This window comes from Streptomyces tagetis (assembly GCF_018069565.1).
In the GTDB taxonomy this organism is placed as follows: Bacteria; Actinomycetota; Actinomycetes; order Streptomycetales; family Streptomycetaceae; genus Streptomyces; species Streptomyces tagetis.
On record NZ_JAGPNL010000002.1, the window covers coordinates 180,731 to 201,424 of the forward strand.

Below are 20,694 nucleotides of genomic sequence, written 5' to 3' on the forward strand. Positions count from 1 at the left end.
CCGACGAAAGGCACCCATGGCCACCACCCTCGCCGACGCCGGCCCACGCCTGTGGGCCCCCGTCCGGCACCGGTCCTTCCGGCTCCTGTGGACGGGACAGGCACTCTCCCTGCTGGGCGACGGCTTCAGCGTCGTCGCGTTCTCCTGGATCACCCTCTCGCTGACCGGCTCCACCCTCGCCCTCGGCTACGTCCTGGCCTTCCAGGCCGTCCCCCGCGCCCTGTTCACCCTGGTCGGCGGCACCCTCGGCGACTCGATGTCCCCGCGCACCCTCATGGTCGCCTCCAGTTGGACACGGGCCGCCCTGATGACGGCCGTCGGCACCGCCGGGCTCACCGGCGACCTGACGGTGTGGATGCTGTGCGCCGCCGCCGCCGCCTTCGGCACCGTCGACGCCTTCTTCCAGCCCGCGCGCGTCTCCATCCTGCCCTCGGTCGTCGACGACGACCTGCTCACCCCGGCCAACGCGCTGATGGGAGCCGGCGCGCGGACCGCGGCCGTCATCGGACCGGCCATCGGCGGCCTGGTCATCGCGCTGACCCAGGCACCGGTCGCCTTCCTCGTCGACGCCGGCTGCTTCGCCCTGTGCGGCCTGTGCGTGTCCCGCGTCCGCACCCGCCCCAGGCCGCCCCGCACCGGCACGGACGGCACGCCCGAGAAGCAGGCGTCCCTCGCCGCCCGCATCCGCGAGGGCATCACGTACACCGCCCGCGACCCCCGGCTGCGCACCGTCGTCGCCCTCGACACCGCCGTCAACTTCTGTTACGCCGGGCCCTTCACGGTCGGCTTCGCCACCCTCGCCAACCAGGTGCTGCGCGGCGGCTCGGCCACGCTCGGCGTGCTCAACGGCTCACTCGCCGCGGGAGCCGTGCTCGGCACGCTCGCCGGCGGCGCCCTCGGCGGGCGGCCCAGGGTCGGCCTGCTGGTGGCCGCCCTGGCCGGCTGGCTCGGCGCGGGAATGGCCGTCCTCGGCCTGGTGCACAGCACCCCGGTCGTCGTGGCGACCGTCCTCGCCATGGGCTTCGCCATCGGATTCCAGGGCGTGTTCGGACTGAGCTGGATTCAGCGCAACATCCCGCAGGACGTGCTCGGCCGTGTCGTCTCCGTCGACATGGTCCTCGGTTACGCCGTCGCCCCGCTCTCGCTGATCGTGTGCGGGGCGCTGGCCGGCAGGGACGTCTCCGCCCTGTTCGGGGTGGCGGCCGCGTTGCTCGCCGCGACCGGACTGGCGGTGCTGGCGTCCCGGGCGGTGCGCGAGATGCGGTAGAGGGCCCACGCCGGCCGTGACCTACTCCTTCAGGGCGGCCGACCGCGCGCACAGGTCCGCGCGGTTGGCCGCTCCCGTCTTGGTGATCAGGCTCGCTATGTGCTTCTCCGCCGTGCGCGGCGAGATGAACAGCCGGTCGGCGATGTCCTTGTTGCTGAGCCGCTCCGCGAGCAGCCGGAACACGTCGAACTCCCTTACGGTCACGCCCTGGGCCAGCAGTTCCCGAGGGATCGAGCGGGTGCCGGAGCGGTGCTGGTGCACCGGGGCGCCCAGGCGGCGCAGCGCCGCCCGGCAGGCGCCGGTGACGGCCACGACGTCCCGCTCGTGGAAGTAGTGCTCGGCCTGCCGCAGCCAGCCCACCGCGTCGCCCCAGCCGTCCAGGTGCGCCGCGTCCGCGATCAGCCGCAGCCCCAGGTGCCGGGCGAGCGGATACGGTTCCGCCGCGGCCAGCGCGGCCTCCACCGCCGCCACCGCGCGCGGCCCCGCGCCCTCCCGGCCCAGCAGCACGGCGTCGGCGAGCAGCACGAACTGGCGGTTCCACCGCATCCGGGCCATCGCGGTGGCGGTGGTCTCCTCGTGCCGCGTCCGGTCCGCGTCCCCGGCGAGCACGTCCAGCAGCAGGACCAGGCCGTGGGTGCCGCCGAGGTGGTAGGTGGAGGGGTTGCCCGCCTCCAGCGACTGCACCGCCCGCAGTTCGGCGCGGGCCAGGTCACGGTCCTCCTCCAGCAGCGCGCAGAAGGCGCGGGCCAGGCCGAGGCTCAGCGGCTCCTCCTGCGAACCCGCGCCGTCCCACTCGGTGAACGCCGCCAGGGTCGCCTCCATCGCCGCCCGGTCCGCGCGGTGCGCCTCCAGGGTGGCCCGCGCCATCAGGACGTACCGCACGACGGGCGCCAGGCGCAGCCGCCGTGCCACCGACAGGCACTCCGCCGCAGCCGACCGCGCGCTCCCGTGGTCGCCGCGCAGCACCGCGTCCAGGACGAGGATGCCGTCCACCGTGTGCACGATGTTCACCGAGCCGAGCCGCAGCGCCTCCTCGCGGGCCGCCAGCAGGCCGGAGGTGTCCCCCTCGGCGAGCCAGGCGTTGCCGCTCATCCGGGTGGCCGCGTACATGCGCTGCAAGGGCAGCCGGTGCCGCTCCGCCGTCCGCAGGGCCTGCCGGAGCATGTCGGCGGACTCCTCGGGGTCCCGTTCGCGGGCGACGGTGGCCAGCAGCTCCCGCGCCTGGCAGGCGACGACCGGCAGGCCGTGCCGCTCGGCGGTGTCGGCGGCCGAGCGGGCCAGCTTCTCCGCGTGCTGGGTGCGGTCCGGACCCGGGGTGTCCAGGGCGAGGTAGGCGGCCGTGACGTCGACGGCCGCGGCCGTCGCCTCGTCCGGGGCCCCCGCCAGGACCTCGCGGGCCCTGGCGACCTGCCGGTTGCCGTCGCTCCACCGGCCCGCCGTGTGGGCCACCTTGGCCAGCCGGGTGTGCAGCGTGGCCAGCCGTACGGCGCTCAGCCCGGCCCCGCCCAGCGCGTGCAGGTCCTCGGCCAGGTCGAAGGCGCGGGCGAAGTCGCTGGCCTCGGCGAGCGCGGGCAGCAGGTCCTCCAGGACCGCGGCCCTGGCCTGCGGATCACCGGCCTCGGCCAGCAGCCCCTCGGCCCGGCTGAGCAGGGTCACCGCGGAGCCCAGCGCGCCCGCCGCCAGGGCCCGCCCGCCGGCGTCCGCGTAGAGCAGCCCCGCCTCCACCCGGTCCCCGGCCTCGCAGCGCAGCCCGGCCGCCAGCGCGCACCAGTCGCCGTCGAGGCCCGGGTGCAGTTCCTCGACGGCGCGCGCCCCGCGCCGTGACAGCTCCGCGCGCTGGCCCGGCGTCATCTGGGTGAACAGGGCCTCCACGGTGGGGGAGTGGCGAAAGGAGTACCAGTCGGGTGCGGGCTCGTCCGGGATGACGAGCCGGGCGGCGACGCCCGCGTGCAGATGGCTCAGCAGGGTCCGGTCGTCGACGCCCGTCATGTGCTGGAGCACGGTGAGCGGGAAGCGGCGGCCCAGCACCGCGGCGGCCGACAGCAGCGTCAGGCCCTGCGCGCCCAGCCGGTCGATACGGCGCAGGATGCCCCGGGCCAGGGTGGAGGAGACGTCCCGCCGCAGATCGCCGACGGTGCGCCAGCCGTCGGCGCCCTGCACCAGGGTGCCCGCCCCGATCATGGACTGGAGCAGTTCCTCGACCAGGTAGGGGCTGCCCGCGCTGTCCTCCCACAGACGGTCCCCGACCGCGGGCGGCACCTCGCCGGGGCCGTCCACCCCCAGGTGCGCCGCCGTCATCTCCGCCACCTGGGACCGGGTCAGCGGCGGCAGTTCGGCGAGGGTGGCCACGCCCCGGCGGCGGGCGGACTGCGCCAGGTCCAGCGCGTCGCTGAAGTCGGTCCGCACGGTGGCCAGCAGCAGCACCGGCGTGTACTCCAGGTTGTCCACCAGGTACTCCAGGACGCCGAGGGTCTCCGGGTCGGCGTCGTGCAGGTCCTCCAGCAGCAGCAACTGCCCCTGCCCGCGCCCGGCGGCCAGCAGCAGCCGCAGCACCGCCTCGCCCAGGATCACCATGGAGGTGCTCTCGCGCTCCCCGGTGTCCCACTCGGGTATCAGCCGCCCCAGGACCGGCCGGTACGGGCCGAGGGCCGTGTCGTCCAAGGGCTCGCCGCCGCGGAACAGCGGCATCAGCGCCTCGGTCAGCGGACGGAAGGGCACCGCGGGGCCGGTGGTGCTGCTGCGTCCGCGCAGTACCCGCATCCCCGCGCCGAGCGCGCCGCCCACGGCTTCCGCCGCGAGCCGTGACTTGCCCACCCCGGCCTCACCGACCAGGAGGACGACACCGCCCCGTCCCTCTCGCGCCTCGGCCAAGGCGCTGTCGAGCAGGCGGAGTTGGGGGTCTCGCCCGACGAGGGAAGGCGCATGGGAACGCATGAACGCAGATGATAGTCAGAATGCCGGAATCCGGGGCAGCCCGCATCGGTGCGATCACGCACCGTGAACCCGCCGGGCCCGGCGCCGAACGGCCCGCCGCCGGGGCGGGAGCGGACGGTGCCGCCGCGCGCGCCGCGGCGCGGGCCCGTCCCCCGGACCCGCGCCATCACGCGAGGTGACGACCGCGTGGGATCAGCTCGGCGCGGAGACCGAGGTGTCCAGCGAGGTCAGCGTGATGACGATGCCGCTGGTCAGCACCATCCCGGCCAGGACCCGGGCGCGGGCGCAGGCGCGGTTGCGGCCGGTGAGCGTGATCCCGCCCGCCGCGTCCCGCTCCTCTGCGGTGTTCGCTGCGGTGTCCACGGCGGTGGTCGCGGTGGACGCGGCGGCGGTGGTGTTCAGGTGCTGGTCCATGGGTGTTCCCCTTCTGATGTCCGTACGGCGGGTACGGGGCGGAGGTGGAAGTGCCGTGTTTCAGCGGTGCCTTGCCGGCCGGTGGCCGGGGTGGGACAGGAGCAGGACGGAAGGGACGGTGCCGGGGTGGGCGAGGCGCAGCAGCCCGTACCCGATGCCGGACAGCCCGTCGAGCAGTCCGGGGGAGGGAACGCGGTCGGGGGTGGCGCAGCGGTGGTTCCGCGCCTCGACGAGGGCGAGTGCCCGTCCGGTGTGCCGGGCGAGCGGTGCGGCGGCGGCCGGCTCGCCCCTTCCGGCACGTACGGCCAGGGCCTCCAGCGTGCCGAGGGTGCCCTGCCCGAGGCTGAGGTCGGGGCGCGTCTCCGGGTCCACCGGCCACGCCGCGGCCGGAGACCCGGGTACGGGGGGCAGGTGGGCGGCGACGGCCGCCGCCCCGGCGAGCCCGCCGGACCAGGACGCGTCCCCGGTGCCCCGCGAAGCGGTCTCCAGCAACGTCCGGGCGGCGGCGGTGTGGGCGGCGGTCCGCCGGGGAAGGCGGGCGGCGTACCGCAGCAGGGCCCACGCGATGCCCGCGCCGCCGTCGGCGAAACCGCCGGGCAGGCCGCGTGCGTCGGCGGCGGCCCCCGGCGCCCCCTCGGGGCCGGACACCGCGCCGAGCAGCCGGTCCGCCAGGGCGGTCGCCAGCCGCAGCGCCGCCGGGTCGCCGGTCGCCTCGTGCACGGCGACGGCGGCGGTCAGGGCCCCGGCCGTACCGGTGGCGAACCCCGGATCGGACGAGGCGGACGCGGCGTGTCCGAGGGCGGTGAGCGCGTCCGGCAGGCATTCGGCCGGCTCCGGGCCGAGCAGTGCCGACAGCCGCAGCACCGCGTACACGATGCCGCCGAGACCGTCATAGGCGCCCGGCCCGGCCGCCGCGCTGAGTTCGGGATCGTCGGCCAGGGCCTTCAGCAGTGCGGGCAGCGGGCGGATCGCCTCCCGGGCGAGCGCGGTGTACCGGCCGGCCCCGGCCAGCGCGTCCGTGTGCGCCAGGAACAGCGCGACTCCGCAGTAGCCCTGCGCGAGTCCGGCGCCCATCGGCAGCACCGCCCAGTGCGGGCCGGACACCCGTTCCAGGCCGAGCCAGTTGGTCCGGTCGCCGTCGCGCACCGCGCGGGCGGCGATCTCGTCGGCGATCCCGCACACGGCGGCGAGCAGCCGCGACGGGTCGGGCGCGACGGCCGGCACCGGCTCCACCGCCAGCTCGGACCGGGGCCGCCCCAGCGGGGAGCCCGCACCCCGCGCCGCGATCGTGGCCGTGATGATCCACTCCTGGTCGTGGCAGTCGACCTCGTCCATCCGGGCGATCTTCTCCCGCACCGAGGCCACCCCCGCCACCGGCAGCAGACCGGGCAGCCAGGTGCCGTCGTCGGCCCGCACCGCCGTCCCGGACGGGCGGTGGGTGAACAGCGGGACGTCACCGCGCCACAGGGCCGCCGTCTCGTGCTCGATCAGCCGCCGGCGCGGCTCGTCGTGCTCGGACTCCGTCCACAGCACCGCGAAGACCCCCTCCCGGGCGAGCGCGTCGCCGAGCAGCGACGGGTGGGCGGACTCCTCCAGGAGTGTCGCGTAGAGCCGGGTGGCGCGGGCGACGAGCCGGGCGGGACGGTCCGCGCCGGACATCAACGGGCCGTCCTCGCGGAGCAGTTCGTCGCCGTCGGCGGCGAGGGCCGCGTACGCGGCACGGAAGCCCTCCAGCAGCGCGGCCCTGTGGTCGGCGCCCTCCAGGAGGCGGCCGGCGGGCAGCGGCTGGTTCTGCGCCGCGGGACTGAGCAGCGGTCCGCGCACGGCGCGCATGGTGTCCAGGCCGCTGTCCCGCCAGTGCAGGCCCTCGCTCGGGTAGGTGCCGTCGGTGGAGCGGCCGAGCGCGGAGATGTCCAGGGCCCCGTGCTCGCCGATCAGCAGGTGCGGCAGCAGACAGGTGCGGTGCACGGATGCCCGCAGCGCCTCCGCCGCCGGGTCGGCACCGGCCGTCACGGCCTGCGCGAGCCCGGTGTGCAGCAGTGTCTCGGCGTCCACCAGGACCGGCTGGTCGCCGCAGGCGATGACGTTCTCGTAGTGCATGTCGGCGCCGTCCACCGTGTACAGCAGGGCCAGCAGCGCGCCCTGACGCCGGTAGAAGGCGTCGGTCTCGGTCACCGACCGGCACCAGCGGTGCTCGACGAACTCCAGCCAGCCGTACGCCTCGCGGCGCAGACTGCGCGGGGTGCGCAGCTCCAGCCCGGGGACCTTGGCGTTGAGCCAGGCCACCAGCTCGTCGAGGAGGGCGTGCTGGCCGAGCGGACGCGGCTTGTGGACCAGCCGCTCGCCGGCGAAGCGCAGGACCGCGACGGACCGGTTGCCCTCGTGGGCGTCCCCGAGACCGAGATCCACCCCGGTGAGCGGTCCCGGGTCGCGCCCGCCGAGGAGCCGGGCGGTCAGCTCCTCCCGGTCGGCCGCGAAACGGGCCGCGAGTTCGGCGGTGGCCGCGGTCGCGTCGAGCGAGGTCTGCGCGAGCATGCGGGCCAGTACCGGGCGGGAGGCGAACAGCGCGCCGAGGCCCTGCCGGGTGCCGGTGGCGGCGACGAAGGCGTCGAACCGCTCCCGGGGCCCGGCACCGGCCAGTCGTCCGCCGCGCCGCGCCGAGTCGAGTTCGTGGACCAGGGTCCGCGCCGCCTGGCGGACCAGTTGGCGCGTCAGCCGCCGCGCGAACGCCTCCCGCCACACGTCCTGTTCGGCACCCGCGGGCAGCAGTCCGGCCAGTCGCGCGGTGGCGGCGGCGACGAGCGGCCGTACGACCGGGGCGAAGGCGTCGGGTCCCTCGCCCCCTCGGCCGGCCGGCTCCGGGAAGGCTCCGGCGAGGACGGCTTCGGTGTACCGCGCCCAGTCGGGCTTGGCGGCCCGTGCGGCCAGCCGCTCGGCGGGCTCGGCGGCCAGAGCCGCGGCCGTGGCCTCCTCCACGCCGAGGTGGGCCAGCCGCAGGGCGAAGCCCTCGGCGTCCCCGGCGGCCCACGGAGCGGGGCCGGCGGCGGCTTCGGCGGGCGCCCCGGGAAGGCCGGGGGCGGCGAGCCGTTCCGCGAGGGACAGCGCCGGTGCCCACCACGAGGGCGGGAGGGCGGTGCTCCGGGGAGCCGGGGGGCCGGCGGTCTCAGTCACGAGTAAGAAGGTCGCAGACCCCGGTGACCCCCACATGGGTAGGCGTCCCCCATATTCTGCGCGGCCCCGCCGCACCCGGCCCGTCGGCCGGCCCGGGACCGGGGGGAAACCGCAGGTCGGCGGCTGGGGGCACCCGGTAGGTGTCCATGGGTAACGGGACGCCGGGCCGAACGCGGTTCCGCGCGTTCGGCCCTGGTGCCCGCGCCCGGCGTGTGCCTGGACCCCTCTGCGCCCCGTTCCTCAGGGGGACGGACCCCCAGGGCCGGTTCCCGCCGCCCCCGCGGCGGCGCCGGCGCCTCCCCCCGCAGATCACCGCCGTCGCACCGGCCGGCCGGCGACCGCCGCGCGACGGGCGGCGAGGCGGGCGGCGAGGCGGGCGCGGGGGAGCCGGCACGGACGGGGGCGGCCCGGCCGGCCGGAAAGGTGGGGACCGGTTACCGATGCCGGCGAACCCCCGCCCGCCGCACGGTGATGCGAGCCCCCACCGCAGTCCCCCCCCACAGCCCTCACAGCCCTCACAGCAGTGCCACCCCGCAGTGCCCACCGCAGTCCCCACCGCAGAACCGGCCCGGAGCGCGCACGACCGGGCGGACGAACTTCCTAGGAGTAGCAGATGGGAGCACCCGTGACCGTCGGCGTGGTCGCCCTCGACCCGGTACTGGAGACCGGTACGCGCACCACCCTGCTGGCCTGCCCGGACCTGACCGTGTGCGAGCCCGCGGACGCGCGGGTCGCCGTCCTCACCGTGGACCGCCCCGGACCGGCCGAACTCGACATGGTGCGCGCCACCCGCGCCCTGCGGCACAGCCCCGCCGTCGTCCTGGTGGCGGGCGCCCTCGCCTCCGCCGACGCCCTCCACGCCCTCGCCGCCGGTGCCCGCGGCCTGCTGCCGCGGCGGGACGCCGACGCGCCACGCCTCGCCCACGCGGTGCTGGCAGCCTCCCGCGACGACTGCACCCTGCCACCCCGCCTGCTCGAACAGCTCCTGGACCGCCCGGCCGACGCCCGGTACACCACCGGGGGCTGGAGCGACGGCATGCTGTCCGACCGGGAACGCTCGGTGCTGCGGCTGCTCGCCGACGGCCACGAGACGGCCGAGATCGCCCAGCGGCTTGCCTACTCGCCGCGCACCGTCACCACCGTGGTCCACGACATCACCCGGCGGTTCCGGCTGCGCAACCGCGCCCACGCGGTCGCCTACGCGCTCCGGGCGGGCCTGCTGTGACCGCGACCGTGACCACCGCGCCCCCGGCGCCCGGTGCCGGCGGCGTGACCACCGCGCCCCCGGCGCCCGTTGCCGGCGCGACGTACGCACCCGTCGTCCTGCGCATCGCGCCCCTGCCCGGCGCGGACCGTGTCCGCTGCGTGGCCCGCCGGGCCGGGCTCGCCTGCGCGCCGGAGCACGGCGGGACCAGGACCGTCACCGTGGTCGCCACCACCGACGCCGCCAGGGCCCTGAACGGCCGTCGGGACACCGGCCCCCTGGTCCTCGTGTGCGACACCGTCGGCCGGACGGACCTGCGGCTCGCGCTGCGGGCCGGAGCGGCCGTCCTGCGGACCGCCGACCTCACCGAGGAGAACCTGGTCGCCGCGGTACGCCGCGCGACCCACCCGCACCCGAGCATTCCCTACCCGGAACTCTCCCACCTGCTGACCGGCGGGCCACGTTCCGCGGACCCGGCCGGACGCGGCGGCCGACCCGTCCTGACCGCGCGTCAGGCGTCGGTGCTGCGCCTCATGGCCGAGGGCCACGGCAACGCGGACATCGCCCTGCTGCTGCGCTGCTCCGAACACACCGTCAAGAACGTCATCTACGAGATCATGGCCCGGCTACAGGCCCGCAACAGGGCCCACGCCGTCGCCCACGCCGTACGCCACGGCCTGGTGTGACCGGGTGCGCCATGGCCCGGGGCGATCCGAAGAGGTCCGCCCCGGCCGCGGGTGCCCTCCGGCTCCCGCGGCCGGCCGTCCGCGCCCCCGGGCGGCCGTCAGCCGGGAGGGGCGGGCAGCAGGCGGGGCTCGATCCGCTCCTCCACGGCCCGGTCGCCGTCCCGGGACACCACGTAGGCGCCCTTGTCCCGCTGCTCCGCCACCGCCTCGACCAGCTCGGTGCCTCGGTAGACCAGTCCCACGCCGTCGTCGGTGCAGTGCGCCGAAGCGAAGACGCCCTCGGCGACCAGCCGGTGGATCAGCGGCCGCCGGCCGCCGTCACTGTCGTAGTGGACCCCGTTGCCGTACGGCAGCAGCCCCAGCCCGTTGGTGACCGGGCGGAGTTCGGGGCCGAAGGAGTCCGTGGTGCCGCCCTCGTACCAGCAGAGGGAACCCGCGCTCACCCCGGCGAGCACCACCCCGGCACGCCAGGCACGCCGCAGGATGTCGTCGAGCCCGTGCACCCGCCACACGGCGAGCAGGTTGGCCACCGATCCGCCCATCACCCAGACCACGTCGTGGCCGAGCACGGTGCCCTCGACGTCCTCCACGTTCGGCATCGGGAAGAGGTGGAGCGGGGTGAGGTCGAAGCCCGCCACCCGGGCGGCCTCGCCCACCCGCGACGTGACGTGCTCGGCGTCGCCCACCGCCGTGCCCAGGTAGAGGACGCGGGGGCGCCTGCCGTGCACACCGGAGAGATCGACCGCGTGGTGGACCAGGGCATCGAAGAGGACCCGGGTGCGCGCGCCGACGCGATGACCTCCGGAGGTGGCGACGATGGTCGGTTCCGGAGCGGTCACGCGGGTGATCGTAGCGCGTCGACTCCGGTGGAATGGTGAGCCGTTGGTGAAGGCATCGCGCCCCCGGCCCCGCGCGGACGGCGGACCGCGCGGGGGCCGGGGGCCCGGCGGCGGCTCGGCGGTGGCTCGCCGGTGGCCAGGCGGCGGCACGACCGCGGCACGACCGCGGCACGACGGAGGGGACCGGTCCACCGGACCGGTCCCCTCCGCGTTCTTCCGCGTTCTTCCGCGTTCTTCCGCGTTCTTCCGCGTTCTTCCGCGTTCTTCCGCGTTCCTCCGTGTTCCGCCGAAAGGCGTCAGGGCACGCGCAGGGCCACCGCCGCCGCGTACCCCGCCGGGACCAGGACGTCCCGCACGCTCCACCCCGGTGCCGGGGTGGCCGGCAGAGGCCCGGTGCCCACGTAGTCCAGCGCCGGATCGCGCACCAGACCCGTGCCCAGGCCCTTCAGATACGCCTCCTTGCGCACCCAGGCACGGGTGAACGCGGCCGGACGCCCGTGCGCGGGCAGCCGCGCCAGTTCGTCCGCCTCCGCCGGGTGCAGCGCCGACTGGGCGCCGAGCACCGCCCGGCTGGTGGCCAGCCCCTCCACGTCGACGCCGACCGGCGCCGGCGCGAGCGCCACCAGCACCAGGTCACCGCTGTGCGACAGGGAGAAGTGCACACCCGGGGTGCGCAGCACCGGCCGCCCGTGCGGCCCGCCGCACCCCGCGCACGGCTCCCGCGCCAGGGGCAGCGCCTCGGCGCGCACGCCGAGCAACACGCTCAGCACGTCGCGCAGCGCCGCGTGCGCGACCACGTACGCCGTCCGGTCACGGTCGTGCCGGAACGCGCGGGCCCGCTCGCGCTCCTCCGCGTCCAGCAGCTCCCGCGCGTCCCGCAGGGCCCGCTCGTCCTGGGCTCCGACACGGGCCAGGTACAGCTCCAGCGGCCCCCGCAGGACCCGGGGGCCCGGCGCCCGCGTCCGCCGCCGTACCCCGGACAGGTCCAGCACGGCCGGACACAGCAGCCCGGACGGCGCCGGCGGCGGGGCGTGCGCGGGCGGGGCCGGCAGCCGGCCCGACCGTGGCTCAGACATCTGCCCCGGCCAGCCGGCGGCGCAGGCTGAGCGGGCGCATGTCCGTCCAGATCACGCCGATGTGGTCCAGGCACTCCTGCCGGCCGCCCCGCATGCCCTCCGGGTGCCAGCCGGCGGGCACCTCGCGGTCCGCCCGCCAGATCGAGTACTGCTCCTCGTCGTTGCGCACCACGAGGTACACCTCGTCGGTGTCCGGACGGACCTCGTCGGCGCCCGCGCCGGTCGTGGAGTCGGGTTGCGTCATGGTGAACCTCCCGCAGGTGGTGGGGCCGGCCGCAGGTCGGGGCCGACGCCGACAGCGTGCCGGGCACCCGCCCGCCCGGGGCAGGGACGAACGAGCCGAACCGGCGGCGCGCGTTGCTGCCGGATCTTCTCTGGTGGCGCACCGCCCCGCCGCGGGACGGTGCTGTCCGGCCGGGGAGCCCGGTGTCCGGCCGAGCGGCCACCGCCCGGCCGGCCCGCACCCCCTTTCCGGAAGGAGCACGTGATGTCGGACGAGCACGCACCGGTCCTGCTACCGGGCGGAGGCTGGCGGCTCTGGGAGGAGTTCGCCCTGCGCGGCCCCGGCTTCCCCGCCGACGGCGTGCTGCGCCTGGCCCCGCCCGGACTGGCCGAGGCCGCCGACAAGTTCCGCCCCGGCACCGACCTGTCCGGACCCGAGTGGGACGACTTCGCCGAGGAACTGTCGGCGGCGGCCGTCGACACCGCCCGCCACCTCCAGCGCATCGCCGCCCGGCCCCGCTTCCAGGCGGCCCTGGCCTGGCAGAACCCGGCCGTGCTGCGCACCGGCATCGCGCCGTTCCTGCGCTGGGCGCCGGGCGTGGACAAGCGCAGCAGCATGCCCCGCCAGCGCGAGGAACTGGTCGCCCACTACTGGCAGCGGTTCTGCGTGAAGAACGACACCATCGGCTTCTTCGGACCCGTCGGCTGGGGCCGCTGGGACCCGGCCGCACCGCACGCCGTCACCGTCGACGCCGGACAGGGCTTCCTCGCCGCCCAGGAGGTCTACTTCTCCGGCTGGGCCGTCGACGCCCTGGCCAAGGTGCTCGCCGAGGACGCCGAGCTGATGCGATGGGTCCCGCCGCGCCGGATGTCCTTCGTACGCTGCGAGGACGGCACGGTACGGGTCCCGGGGCGGCCCGCCCAGCCCGTCGGGGAACTCCGGCAGGCCGTGCTCCGGCACTGCGACGGCACCCGGCACACGGCCGCCATCGCCGCCGACCTGGAGCTGGACCCCGACGAGGCCGCCGGCATCGTGGCGGACCTGGTCCGCCGGCGCTGGGTCGCCCATCGCCTGGAGGTGCCCGCCGCCACCCACCCCGACCGGGCCCTGCGCCGCATCCTCGAACGCGTCCCCGACGAGGCCGCCCGCGACCGCGCCCTCGCCAAGCTCGCCGTGCTGGAACGCGGCCGGGACGCCGTACGCGCCGCCGGCACCGACGCCCCCGCGCTGACCGCCGCGATCGGCGCCCTGGAGGCCGACTTCGCCGCCCTCACCGACAGCGACGCCCAGCGCGCCAAGGGCGCACGCACCGCCCCCTGCCGCGGACTGGTGTACTCCGACGCCCGGCGCTCCGCCACCGCCACCGCCGGCCCCGCCCTGCTGGAGCACCTCGAACCCCTCCAGTTGTGCCTGACCGCCGCCCGCTGGATGACCAACCGCTTCGCCGACGCCATCCGCGCCCGCCTGCGCACCGTCCACGCCCGCCTGAGCGCCGACGGCACACCGGTGGACCTCGCCACCCTGTGGATGCACACCCTGCCCTCCCCGCACCCCGACGCCGGCGACCTGATCGACACCGCCCAGGCCGAACTGCGCGCCAAGTGGGCACGAGTCCTCGACCTGCCCCCCGACGCCCGCCGCGTCCGCCTGACCACGGCCGAACTGGCCGACCGCGTGCGCCGCGAGTTCGCCGAGCCCGGCGACGGCTGGTCCCTCGCCCGCTACATCAGCCCCGACGTCCTGGTCGTCGCCGAGGGCCCGGACGCCCTCGCCCGCGGCGACGTCGACCTCGTCCTCGGCGAGATGCACTGCGCGCTCAACACCATGGGCGCCTCCCTCTTCGTCCACCAGCACCCCGACCGCGACCGGCTCGTCGCCGAGACCACCCGCGACTTCCCCGCCCCCCGCCTGCTGCCCACCCTGCCCAAGGAGCTTCCCCTGAAGTGGTCCACCCGCAGCCGGCCCTCCCTGGACCGGCCCGAGGACCACTACGTCACCCTGGTCGACCAGACCGGCGACCCGCACCGCCCGAACTCGGTGCCGAGCGCCGACGTCCGCGTCGAGGAACGGGACGGACGCCTGAGGGCCGTACTGCCCGACGGCACCGTCCACGACGTCCTCGACGCCTACGCCAACACCCTCACCCAGCGCGTCATGGACCGCTTCACGCTCCGCCCCGAGGGCGAGCACACCCCGCGCATCACCATCGGCCGCCTGACCGTGGCCCGGGAGACCTGGCAACTGCCCGTCACCGAAGTCGACTTCGCCGACGAGAAGAGCGAGGCAGGCCGGTTCGTCCGCGCCCGGCACTGGCAGCGCCGCCACGACCTGCCCCGCTTCGTGTTCGTCGTCTCCCCGGCCGAACCCCGGCCGTTCTACGTCGACTTCGACAGCCCCGTGTACGTCACGATCCTCGCCAAGGCGGCCCGCCGGCTCGCCCGCAAGGACCCCGGGGCCCGCCTGAAGGTCAGCGAGATGCTGCCCACCCCCGAGCAGGCATGGCTCACCGACGCCGACGGGCAGCGCTACACCTCCGAACTCCGCTTCGTGGCCGTCGACCTGACCGTCACCGGCACCCGGGAGGCGTGATGCGCACCGTCGCCGACGACCTCGCCGCACACGCGGCCCGCCACCCGGCCCGCATCGCCCTGGAGACCCCCGCGGGGCACGTCACGTACGGCCGCCTCGCCGCACGCACCGATGAGCTGACCCGCCTGCTGGGCGACCACGGGGCCGGGCCGGAGACGGTGTGCGCCATCGCCCTCGAGCACGGCGCCGACGCGGTGGCCGCCATCGCCGCGGTCCTGCGCCGCGGAGCAGCCTTCCTCACCCTCGACGTGACCCAGCCCCGCGACCGGCTCGCCGCCTTCGTCCGCAGCGCGGGCACCCGACTGCTGCTGACCACCTCCGCGCACCTCCGCGCCCTGGACCCGGACCCGGGCCTGCGGACGGTCCCGCTGGACGGCCCCGTCACCCCGCCAAAGACGCCCGCGACACCGCCCGCCCGGGTCGATCCGCACGCCCTGGCCTACGTCAGCCACACCTCGGGCAGCACCGGTGAACCCAGCCCCGTCCTCGTCGAGCACCACGCCCTCGACGCCTACCTGCGCGACACCGCCCGCGCCTTCGGCCTCGGCCCGGACACCGTCGCCCTCCAGACGGCCCCGCTCGGCTACGACGCCTCCATCCGGGACACCTTCGCCCCGCTGCTCGCCGGAGGACGACTGGTGATCGTGGAACGCTCCCGGCTGCTGCGGCCCGCCGACTTCGCCGACACCGTGCGCGCACACCGGGTGACCGCACTGCTCAGCACCACCCCGTCCTTCCTGGCCCACCTGGCCGGCCAACCGGAGCTGCCCGACCCGCTGGCCGGCGTCACCCTGGTCGCCTCCAGCGGCGAATCCCTGCGCCCCTTCCTGGCCGCCGGCGGACGGCGGGTGGTCCCGGGCACGCTCGTCAACCAGTACGGCCCGACCGAGTGCACCATGACCACCACCCGTCACCGCGTCCCCGCCGAGCCCGACGCGGCAGCGGACCTGGTCGGAGCACCCCGCCCCGGCACGGTCGTCCGCGTGCTCGACGCCGGCCTCGCGCCCGTACCCGACGGCACCGTGGGCGAGGTGTACATCGGCGGGGCCGGTGTCGCCCGGGGCTACGGCGGGCGCCCGGACCGCACCGCCGAGTGCTTCCTGCCCGACCCCTACGGTCCGCCGGGCGCCCGCCTCTACCGCACCGGCGACCTCGGACGCTGGGGCCCGCGGGGCCTGACCTACGCCGGGCGCACCGACCGGCAGGTCAAGATCCGCGGCTACCGTGTGGACCCCGCCGAGATCGAGGGCGCCCTGCTCGCCCACCCCCTCGTCAGCGGCGCCGTGGTCACCGCGCACACCGACGAGCGGGGACGCGCCTACCTCACGGCCCACGTCACCGGCGACCTGGCCACCACGAAGGACGCACGACTGCGCGCCCACCTCGCCCGCTCGCTGCCGCCACACCTGATGCCCCGTCACTTCCAGCGCCACGACACGCTGCCCACCACCCGCAGCGGCAAGACGGACCGCCGCCGACTGGTCGTAGGGAGCACCAAGTGACCGCCACCGGCGTGCGTCCGTCCTCGGCCGTTACCGGACCGGGTCCTGGTGACGGCGGTCTGTCGTCGGCTGGTTGTGGGGAGCGTCCGGTGACCGCCACCGGTGTGGGTCCGTCCCCGGCCGTCACCAGACCGGGCCCGGCGACGCTGATCCGCCGCCGGCTGGTTGTGGGGAGCGCCCGGTGACCGCCACCGGCGTGCGCCCGTCCACGGCCGGCACCACGCCCGGCCCCGCCGACGTCGCCGAGGCCGCCGCCCGCATCGCCCCCCACGTCCGCCGTACGCCCCTGCTGAGCGGACCGGTCCCGGCGGCGCACGGCACGGAAGTGCTGCTCAAGGCCGAACACCTCCAGCACGCAGGTTCGTTCAAGATCCGCGGAGCCGCCAACGCCCTCCTGGCGCTCCGGGCCGAGCGGGTCGTCACCGGCTCGTCCGGCAACCACGGCATCGCCCTCGCCCGGCTCGCCCACACCCTCGGCGTCCGCCTGACCGTCGTCCTCGCGGCGGGCGCGGACCCCGCCAAGACCGCCGCCATCCGCGCGTCGGGCGCCCGGACCGTCCGGGTCGGCGGGGGAGTGGCCGAGCGGGACGAACACGCCGGCGCGCTCGCGCGGGAGACCGGCGCCACCCTCGTGCCCTCCTCGGACCACCGCCTGGTGGTCGCCGGCCAGGGCACGGTGGGCGCCGAGGTCATCGCCGACGCCCCCGAGACCGAGACGGTCTACGTCCCGACCGGCGGCGGCGGCCTCCTCGCCGGCGTCTGCCTCGCGGCAGCGGACCGTCCGGTCCGGATCGTCGGCGTCGAACCGGACCGGGGCCCCCGCTACGCCCGCTCCCTGGCCGCCGGGCACCCGGTGCAGGTGCCGCCCTGCGCCACCGTCGCCGACGGCCTGCGCGGCCAGCGGCCGGGACGCGTCCCCTACCCGATCATCCGTGACCGCGTCGACGACCTGATCGCCGTGGGCGACGACGAGATCCTCGCCGCCCTCGCCCTGCTGCGCCGCCTCGGCGTCGACGCCGAGCCCAGCGGAGCCGTCGCACTGGCCGGAGCCGTGCGCGCCGGCCGCCGCGAGCGGGCCGTGGCCGTCGTCTCCGGCGGCAACACACCCGCCCGCCTGCACGTCCTGCACCACACGAGCACCGCCGACCCCACGGAAAACACCGTGGCACCCACCACCGAGGAGTACGCGTCATGACCGAGAACGCCGCCACCGCCACCCGTACCGCCGACCTGCTGGTCGACATCTTCCGCGAGGTGCTCGGCCTGCCCGACCTGACCGAGGACACCGACTTCTACGAGGCGGGCGGCGACTCGCTCACCGCCTTCCAGATCACCGGCCGCCTGGAGGAGATCCTCGGCGAGCAGGTGCCGGTCTCCCTGGTCTTCGCCTACCCCACGCCACGGGACCTGGCCGAGGTCGTCGACACCGACTACGGCCGCCCCTGACCCCACGGCTCCCCCCGCGCACCCACCCGTCCCCGACGCCGGCGCGAGGCACCCGCACCGGGACCGGGAGGCGGGTGCGGGCCGCCGCCCCCCGTACGCCCGCCGCCCGGCGGCCATTCCACCCGCCCGGCACGTTTCGTGCCCCCTGCCCGTCCGCTCCCGGCGCGTTTCCTATTGCCTGCCCGTCCGCCCCCGGCACCTTTCGTGCCCCCGGCCCGTCTGCCCGCCCGGCACGCCTCGTGCCCCCGCCCGTCCGCCCCCGCGCTCGCAAGGAGAGCCCTGCCATGCCCGAAGACCTCCTGCCGTCACTCGGCCGCTGGCGCCTGTGGGAGCAGTTCGCCCTGCGCGGCCCCGGCTTCCCCGCCGACGGCGTGCTGCGCCTGGCCCCGCCCGGACTGGCCGAGGCCGCCGACAAGTTCGACGCGGACGCCCCCCTCGACGGCGCCCGCTGGGAGGACTTCTCCCGGCTCTTCGCCGATGCCGCCGTGGAGAGCGCGCACACCCTCCAGGACATCGCCCGCATGCCGTCCTTCCGGGAGGCCGTGGCCTGGCAGAACCGCCCGGTGCTCACCTCGGGCATCGCGCCGTTCCTGCGCTGGACGCCGGGCGTGGACAAGCGCAGCAGCATGCCCCGCCAGCGCGAGGAACTGGTCGCCCACTACTGGCAGCGGTTCTGCGTGAAGAACGACACCATCGGCTTCTTCGGACCCGTCGGCTGGGGCCGCTGGGACGCCGAGACGTCCGGTGCCGCCCTCCGCACGGGGTCCGGTCTGGTCGCCGAGTCCACCGTCTACTGGGCGAGCTGGGGCATCGACGCGCTCGCCGGAACGCTGGACGCCGACCCCGGCCTGCGGGAGTGGATCGCCCCCCGCCGGGTGCCCTTCGTCACGGTGGACGGCCGGCAGGTCCGCGTACCCGGCAGGCGGCCGGTGACGGTCCCCGCCGAGACCGCGGCCGTCCTCGCCCTCTGCGACGGCGTCCGCCCGGCACGGGCGATCACCGCCGCCCTCCCGGACCTCGACGTGCCCTCCGTACTCGCCGGCCTGGTCGCCCGACGCTGGGTGACCTGGCGCCTGGAGGTCCCCGCGGGTACGCACCCGGACCGGTACCTGCGGAGCTGGCTGGAGACCGTCGGCGCACCCGGACCGCGCCGTCGGGGCCTCGCCGCGCTGGACCGACTGGAGGAGGGGCGCGCGGCGGTGGCGGACGCCCGCGACGTGGACGCGCTGGTCGGCGCGATGACCGATCTGGAGCGGGACTTCACCGAGCTGACCGACACCGCCGCCGTACGGGAGAAGTCCGCGTCGACCGCGCCGTGCCGGGCGCTGGTCTACCACGACTCCCGGCGCTCCGCGACGGCCCGCCTCGGCCCCGAGGTGCTGGAGGCGCTGCGTCCGCTGCGGCTGCTGATGGACAGCGCCGGATGGCTCACCTCACGGCTCGCCGCCGCGCTGCGGACCGGCATGCGTCCGGTGTACGAACGCCTCGCCGCCGAGGGCCCGGTCGACCTGGCCGCCTTCTGGTTCGCCTGCCTGCCGGTGCTGCACGGCCCCGTACGCGCCACCGCGGGCGAACTCCAGGAAGAGTTCACCGCCCTGTGGCGGCGCGTCCTCAAGGTCCCCGAGGGCGCCCGCCGCGTGGACGTCCGCTCCGCGGACATCGAGGCGGCGGTGCGGGAGGGGTTCCCCGGCGCGGGCGGCTGGACGGCGGCCCGCTACCTCAGCCCGGACATCATGATCGCCGCCGACGGCACCGAGGCGGTGGCCCGCGGCGACTTCACCCTCGTCCTCGGTGAACTCCACCTGGCCGCCAACACGCTGGGCGCCTCCCTCTTCACCCACCAGCACCCGGACGTCGGCGAACTGCTCCGTCTCACCGACCGCGACCACCCCGGCCCGCGCCTGCTGCCGCTGCTCCCCAAGGAGCACCGCGCCCGGCTGTCCACCCGGGTCCGGCACACCCTGATACGGCCCCAGGACTACCAGGTCGCCCTGACCGACTTCACCGCGGACCCCACCCGTCCCCGGTCCGTACGCAGCGCCGACACCGTCGTGGAGGAGGACGGTGGCGACCTCGTCGTCCGGCTCCCGGACGGCGCGAGATTTCCGGTCACGGACGTCTTCTCGCACGTCCTGACCACCCTGTCGATGGATCTCTTCCGGCTCCTGCCACCGGAGGACCACACTCCGCGCGTCACCATCGACCGCATGACCGTGGCCCGCGAGACCTGGCGACTGCCCGCGGCGGGGGCCGGCTTCGCCGACGACAAGGACGAGGCCCGCCGCTTCGTCCGCGCCCGCCGCTGGCGTGCCCGACTCGGCCTGCCCCGTTACGTCTTCGTCGTCTCGCCGACCGAGTCCCGCCCCTTCTACGTGGACTTCGACAGCCCCGTCTACGTCACCATCCTCGCCAAGGCGCTGCGCCGGCTGGCCCGCCGGGACCAACAGGGCATGGTCACGTTCACGGAGATGCTGCCCACCCCGGAGCAGACCTGGCTCCGGGACGACGCCGGACGCCGGTACACCTCGGAACTACGCTTCGTCGCGTTCGACACGTCAACGCACTGACCGGAAGGCCCCTGGGGAGGGCACGCCGGTGCGGAGGGAGCCCCCTGGTCACGCCTCGTGCGGCGGCCGGGGCCGCGCCGGTCCGGGAGTGACGAACACCGCGAGGCAGCGGAACTCGCCACTCGCTCCCTCCAACCGGCTGTACGGACGCCAGGCGAGCGTGTAGGCGCCCCGTAGCACTCGGGTGTTGCCGGGGAAGGAACCGCCCGCCCACAGCAAGGTGCCGCTCAGTTCGCGGCCGTGGTGGATGCGGAACTCCTCGTCCCTGGTGGGCGTACCGCGTTGCCTGGGGCGCCACAGGGCCGCCTCGTTGGTGATGAGCAGGGCCAGCCCGTTCTGGTCCTCACGGTCGCAGAAGCGTTCCAGCCTTCCCACGTCCCGCAGGAAGTCCCTGCGCGCGAGGTCCGGCGCGTTGTGCCCGCGCAAGGCGTACTCCTCGGGAGGCGTCCCCGCCGTACCCGACCACTTCCGGGTGACGTACTTGAATTCGATCGCCGTACGCCCCGCCGGCCCCAGGCACAGCAGGTCCAGGTACTCCGAGGCGCCGCTCCCGCGCACCGGGAGCTCGAGACGGCACCTGACCTCCGGCGCGACCTCGCCCACCGCGAGGGCGAAACCGTGCTGGAGATCGGCCTCGGAGTGGAACACCGGCCGCCGCGCGCGGAGACACGCCAGGACTTCGTCCAGCGCAGCGCCACCCGCGATCGTCTCCGGGCAGACGGGCGGGGGCGGGGGTATGGGTATCGACGTGGCCACGCCGCCATTGAAGACGGTAG

The 20,694-nt window shown here is 76.1% G+C and carries 15 protein-coding genes; 8 read left to right on the forward strand and 7 right to left on the reverse strand.

Features of this window, described 5'->3' with window-relative positions:
• Nucleotides 1-16: 16 nt before the first annotated feature.
• Nucleotides 17-1,267, forward strand: a complete 1,251-nt coding sequence (locus J5Y05_RS09095) for an MFS transporter (RefSeq protein ID WP_210870152.1) — start codon at nt 17-19, stop codon at nt 1,265-1,267.
• Nucleotides 1,268-1,288: 21 nt separating this feature from the next.
• Here the strand turns inward: J5Y05_RS09095 and J5Y05_RS32200 are convergent, their stop codons facing one another.
• The 3 genes from J5Y05_RS32200 to J5Y05_RS09110 all read right to left on the reverse strand — a co-directional run bounded on the left by J5Y05_RS32200 (nt 1,289) and on the right by J5Y05_RS09110 (nt 7,786).
• Nucleotides 1,289-4,201 carry a helix-turn-helix transcriptional regulator gene (locus J5Y05_RS32200; protein ID WP_210870154.1) on the reverse strand — a complete coding sequence of 971 codons (2,913 nt, stop codon included), beginning with the start codon at nt 4,199-4,201 and terminating at the stop codon, nt 1,289-1,291.
• A gap of 192 nt (nt 4,202-4,393) precedes the next feature.
• Nucleotides 4,394-4,615: a hypothetical protein gene (locus tag J5Y05_RS09105; protein ID WP_210870156.1), complete on the reverse strand. Its 222-nt coding sequence runs from the start codon at nt 4,613-4,615 to the stop codon at nt 4,394-4,396.
• Between the two features lie 60 nt (nt 4,616-4,675).
• Nucleotides 4,676-7,786 carry a type 2 lanthipeptide synthetase LanM family protein gene (locus J5Y05_RS09110; protein ID WP_210870158.1) on the reverse strand — a complete coding sequence of 1,037 codons (3,111 nt, stop codon included), beginning with the start codon at nt 7,784-7,786 and terminating at the stop codon, nt 4,676-4,678.
• A gap of 613 nt (nt 7,787-8,399) precedes the next feature.
• Here J5Y05_RS09110 and J5Y05_RS09115 point away from each other — a divergent pair.
• Nucleotides 8,400-9,011 (forward strand): response regulator transcription factor, encoded by a 612-nt coding sequence (locus J5Y05_RS09115; RefSeq protein WP_210870160.1) that lies wholly within the window; start codon nt 8,400-8,402, stop codon nt 9,009-9,011.
• Entirely contained in the window at nt 9,008-9,676 is a 669-nt protein-coding gene (locus J5Y05_RS09120) for a helix-turn-helix transcriptional regulator (RefSeq protein WP_307853793.1), read from the forward strand. The genes J5Y05_RS09115 and J5Y05_RS09120 overlap by 4 nt, the downstream gene beginning before the upstream one ends.
• A gap of 98 nt (nt 9,677-9,774) precedes the next feature.
• On the opposite strand, the gene J5Y05_RS09125 is transcribed toward J5Y05_RS09120, so the two are convergent.
• The 3 genes from J5Y05_RS09125 to J5Y05_RS09135 all read right to left on the reverse strand — a co-directional run bounded on the left by J5Y05_RS09125 (nt 9,775) and on the right by J5Y05_RS09135 (nt 11,835).
• Nucleotides 9,775-10,515 (reverse strand): Type 1 glutamine amidotransferase-like domain-containing protein, encoded by a 741-nt coding sequence (locus J5Y05_RS09125; RefSeq protein WP_210870162.1) that lies wholly within the window; start codon nt 10,513-10,515, stop codon nt 9,775-9,777.
• 296 nt (nt 10,516-10,811) lie between these two features.
• Nucleotides 10,812-11,591 (reverse strand): 4'-phosphopantetheinyl transferase family protein, encoded by a 780-nt coding sequence (locus J5Y05_RS09130; RefSeq protein ID WP_210870164.1) that lies wholly within the window; start codon nt 11,589-11,591, stop codon nt 10,812-10,814.
• Complete coding sequence (locus J5Y05_RS09135; RefSeq protein WP_210870166.1) at nt 11,584-11,835, reverse strand: MbtH family protein; 252 nt, start codon at nt 11,833-11,835, stop codon at nt 11,584-11,586. The genes J5Y05_RS09130 and J5Y05_RS09135 overlap by 8 nt, the downstream gene beginning before the upstream one ends.
• Before the next feature lie 243 nt (nt 11,836-12,078).
• Between J5Y05_RS09135 and J5Y05_RS09140 the strand changes: the two genes are divergently transcribed.
• The 5 genes from J5Y05_RS09140 to J5Y05_RS09160 all read left to right on the forward strand — a co-directional run bounded on the left by J5Y05_RS09140 (nt 12,079) and on the right by J5Y05_RS09160 (nt 19,918).
• Nucleotides 12,079-14,403: a lantibiotic dehydratase gene (locus J5Y05_RS09140; RefSeq protein WP_210870168.1), complete on the forward strand. Its 2,325-nt coding sequence runs from the start codon at nt 12,079-12,081 to the stop codon at nt 14,401-14,403.
• Entirely contained in the window at nt 14,403-15,905 is a 1,503-nt protein-coding gene (locus tag J5Y05_RS09145) for an amino acid adenylation domain-containing protein (RefSeq protein ID WP_210870170.1), read from the forward strand. Before J5Y05_RS09140 ends, J5Y05_RS09145 begins: the two co-directional genes overlap by 1 nt.
• A gap of 181 nt (nt 15,906-16,086) precedes the next feature.
• Nucleotides 16,087-17,100 (forward strand): threonine ammonia-lyase, encoded by a 1,014-nt coding sequence (locus J5Y05_RS09150; protein ID WP_210870172.1) that lies wholly within the window; start codon nt 16,087-16,089, stop codon nt 17,098-17,100.
• Nucleotides 17,097-17,351: an acyl carrier protein gene (locus J5Y05_RS09155; RefSeq protein WP_210870174.1), complete on the forward strand. Its 255-nt coding sequence runs from the start codon at nt 17,097-17,099 to the stop codon at nt 17,349-17,351. The genes J5Y05_RS09150 and J5Y05_RS09155 overlap by 4 nt, the downstream gene beginning before the upstream one ends.
• 284 nt (nt 17,352-17,635) lie before the next feature.
• Nucleotides 17,636-19,918 carry a lantibiotic dehydratase gene (locus tag J5Y05_RS09160; RefSeq protein WP_210870176.1) on the forward strand — a complete coding sequence of 761 codons (2,283 nt, stop codon included), beginning with the start codon at nt 17,636-17,638 and terminating at the stop codon, nt 19,916-19,918.
• A 48-nt stretch (nt 19,919-19,966) separates the two neighbouring features.
• Here J5Y05_RS09160 and J5Y05_RS09165 read toward each other — a convergent pair whose 3' ends face one another.
• Nucleotides 19,967-20,674: a hypothetical protein gene (locus tag J5Y05_RS09165; protein ID WP_307853794.1), complete on the reverse strand. Its 708-nt coding sequence runs from the start codon at nt 20,672-20,674 to the stop codon at nt 19,967-19,969.
• Nucleotides 20,675-20,694: the final 20 nt, after the last annotated feature.

Bases quoted from the DNA above. Each gene is read 5' to 3' on its own strand.
- J5Y05_RS09095 (WP_210870152.1), top strand. From the start codon at position 17: ATGGCCACCACCCTCGCCGACGCCGGCCCACGCCTGTGGGCCCCCGTC.
- J5Y05_RS32200 (WP_210870154.1), bottom strand. From the start codon at position 4,201: ATGCGTTCCCATGCGCCTTCCCTCGTCGGGCGAGACCCCCAACTCCGC.
- J5Y05_RS09105 (WP_210870156.1), bottom strand. From the start codon at position 4,615: ATGGACCAGCACCTGAACACCACCGCCGCCGCGTCCACCGCGACCACC.
- J5Y05_RS09115 (WP_210870160.1), top strand. From the start codon at position 8,400: ATGGGAGCACCCGTGACCGTCGGCGTGGTCGCCCTCGACCCGGTACTG.
- J5Y05_RS09130 (WP_210870164.1), bottom strand. From the start codon at position 11,591: ATGTCTGAGCCACGGTCGGGCCGGCTGCCGGCCCCGCCCGCGCACGCC.
- J5Y05_RS09135 (WP_210870166.1), bottom strand. From the start codon at position 11,835: ATGACGCAACCCGACTCCACGACCGGCGCGGGCGCCGACGAGGTCCGT.
- J5Y05_RS09140 (WP_210870168.1), top strand. From the start codon at position 12,079: ATGTCGGACGAGCACGCACCGGTCCTGCTACCGGGCGGAGGCTGGCGG.
- J5Y05_RS09145 (WP_210870170.1), top strand. From the start codon at position 14,403: ATGCGCACCGTCGCCGACGACCTCGCCGCACACGCGGCCCGCCACCCG.
- J5Y05_RS09155 (WP_210870174.1), top strand. From the start codon at position 17,097: ATGACCGAGAACGCCGCCACCGCCACCCGTACCGCCGACCTGCTGGTC.
- J5Y05_RS09160 (WP_210870176.1), top strand. From the start codon at position 17,636: ATGCCCGAAGACCTCCTGCCGTCACTCGGCCGCTGGCGCCTGTGGGAG.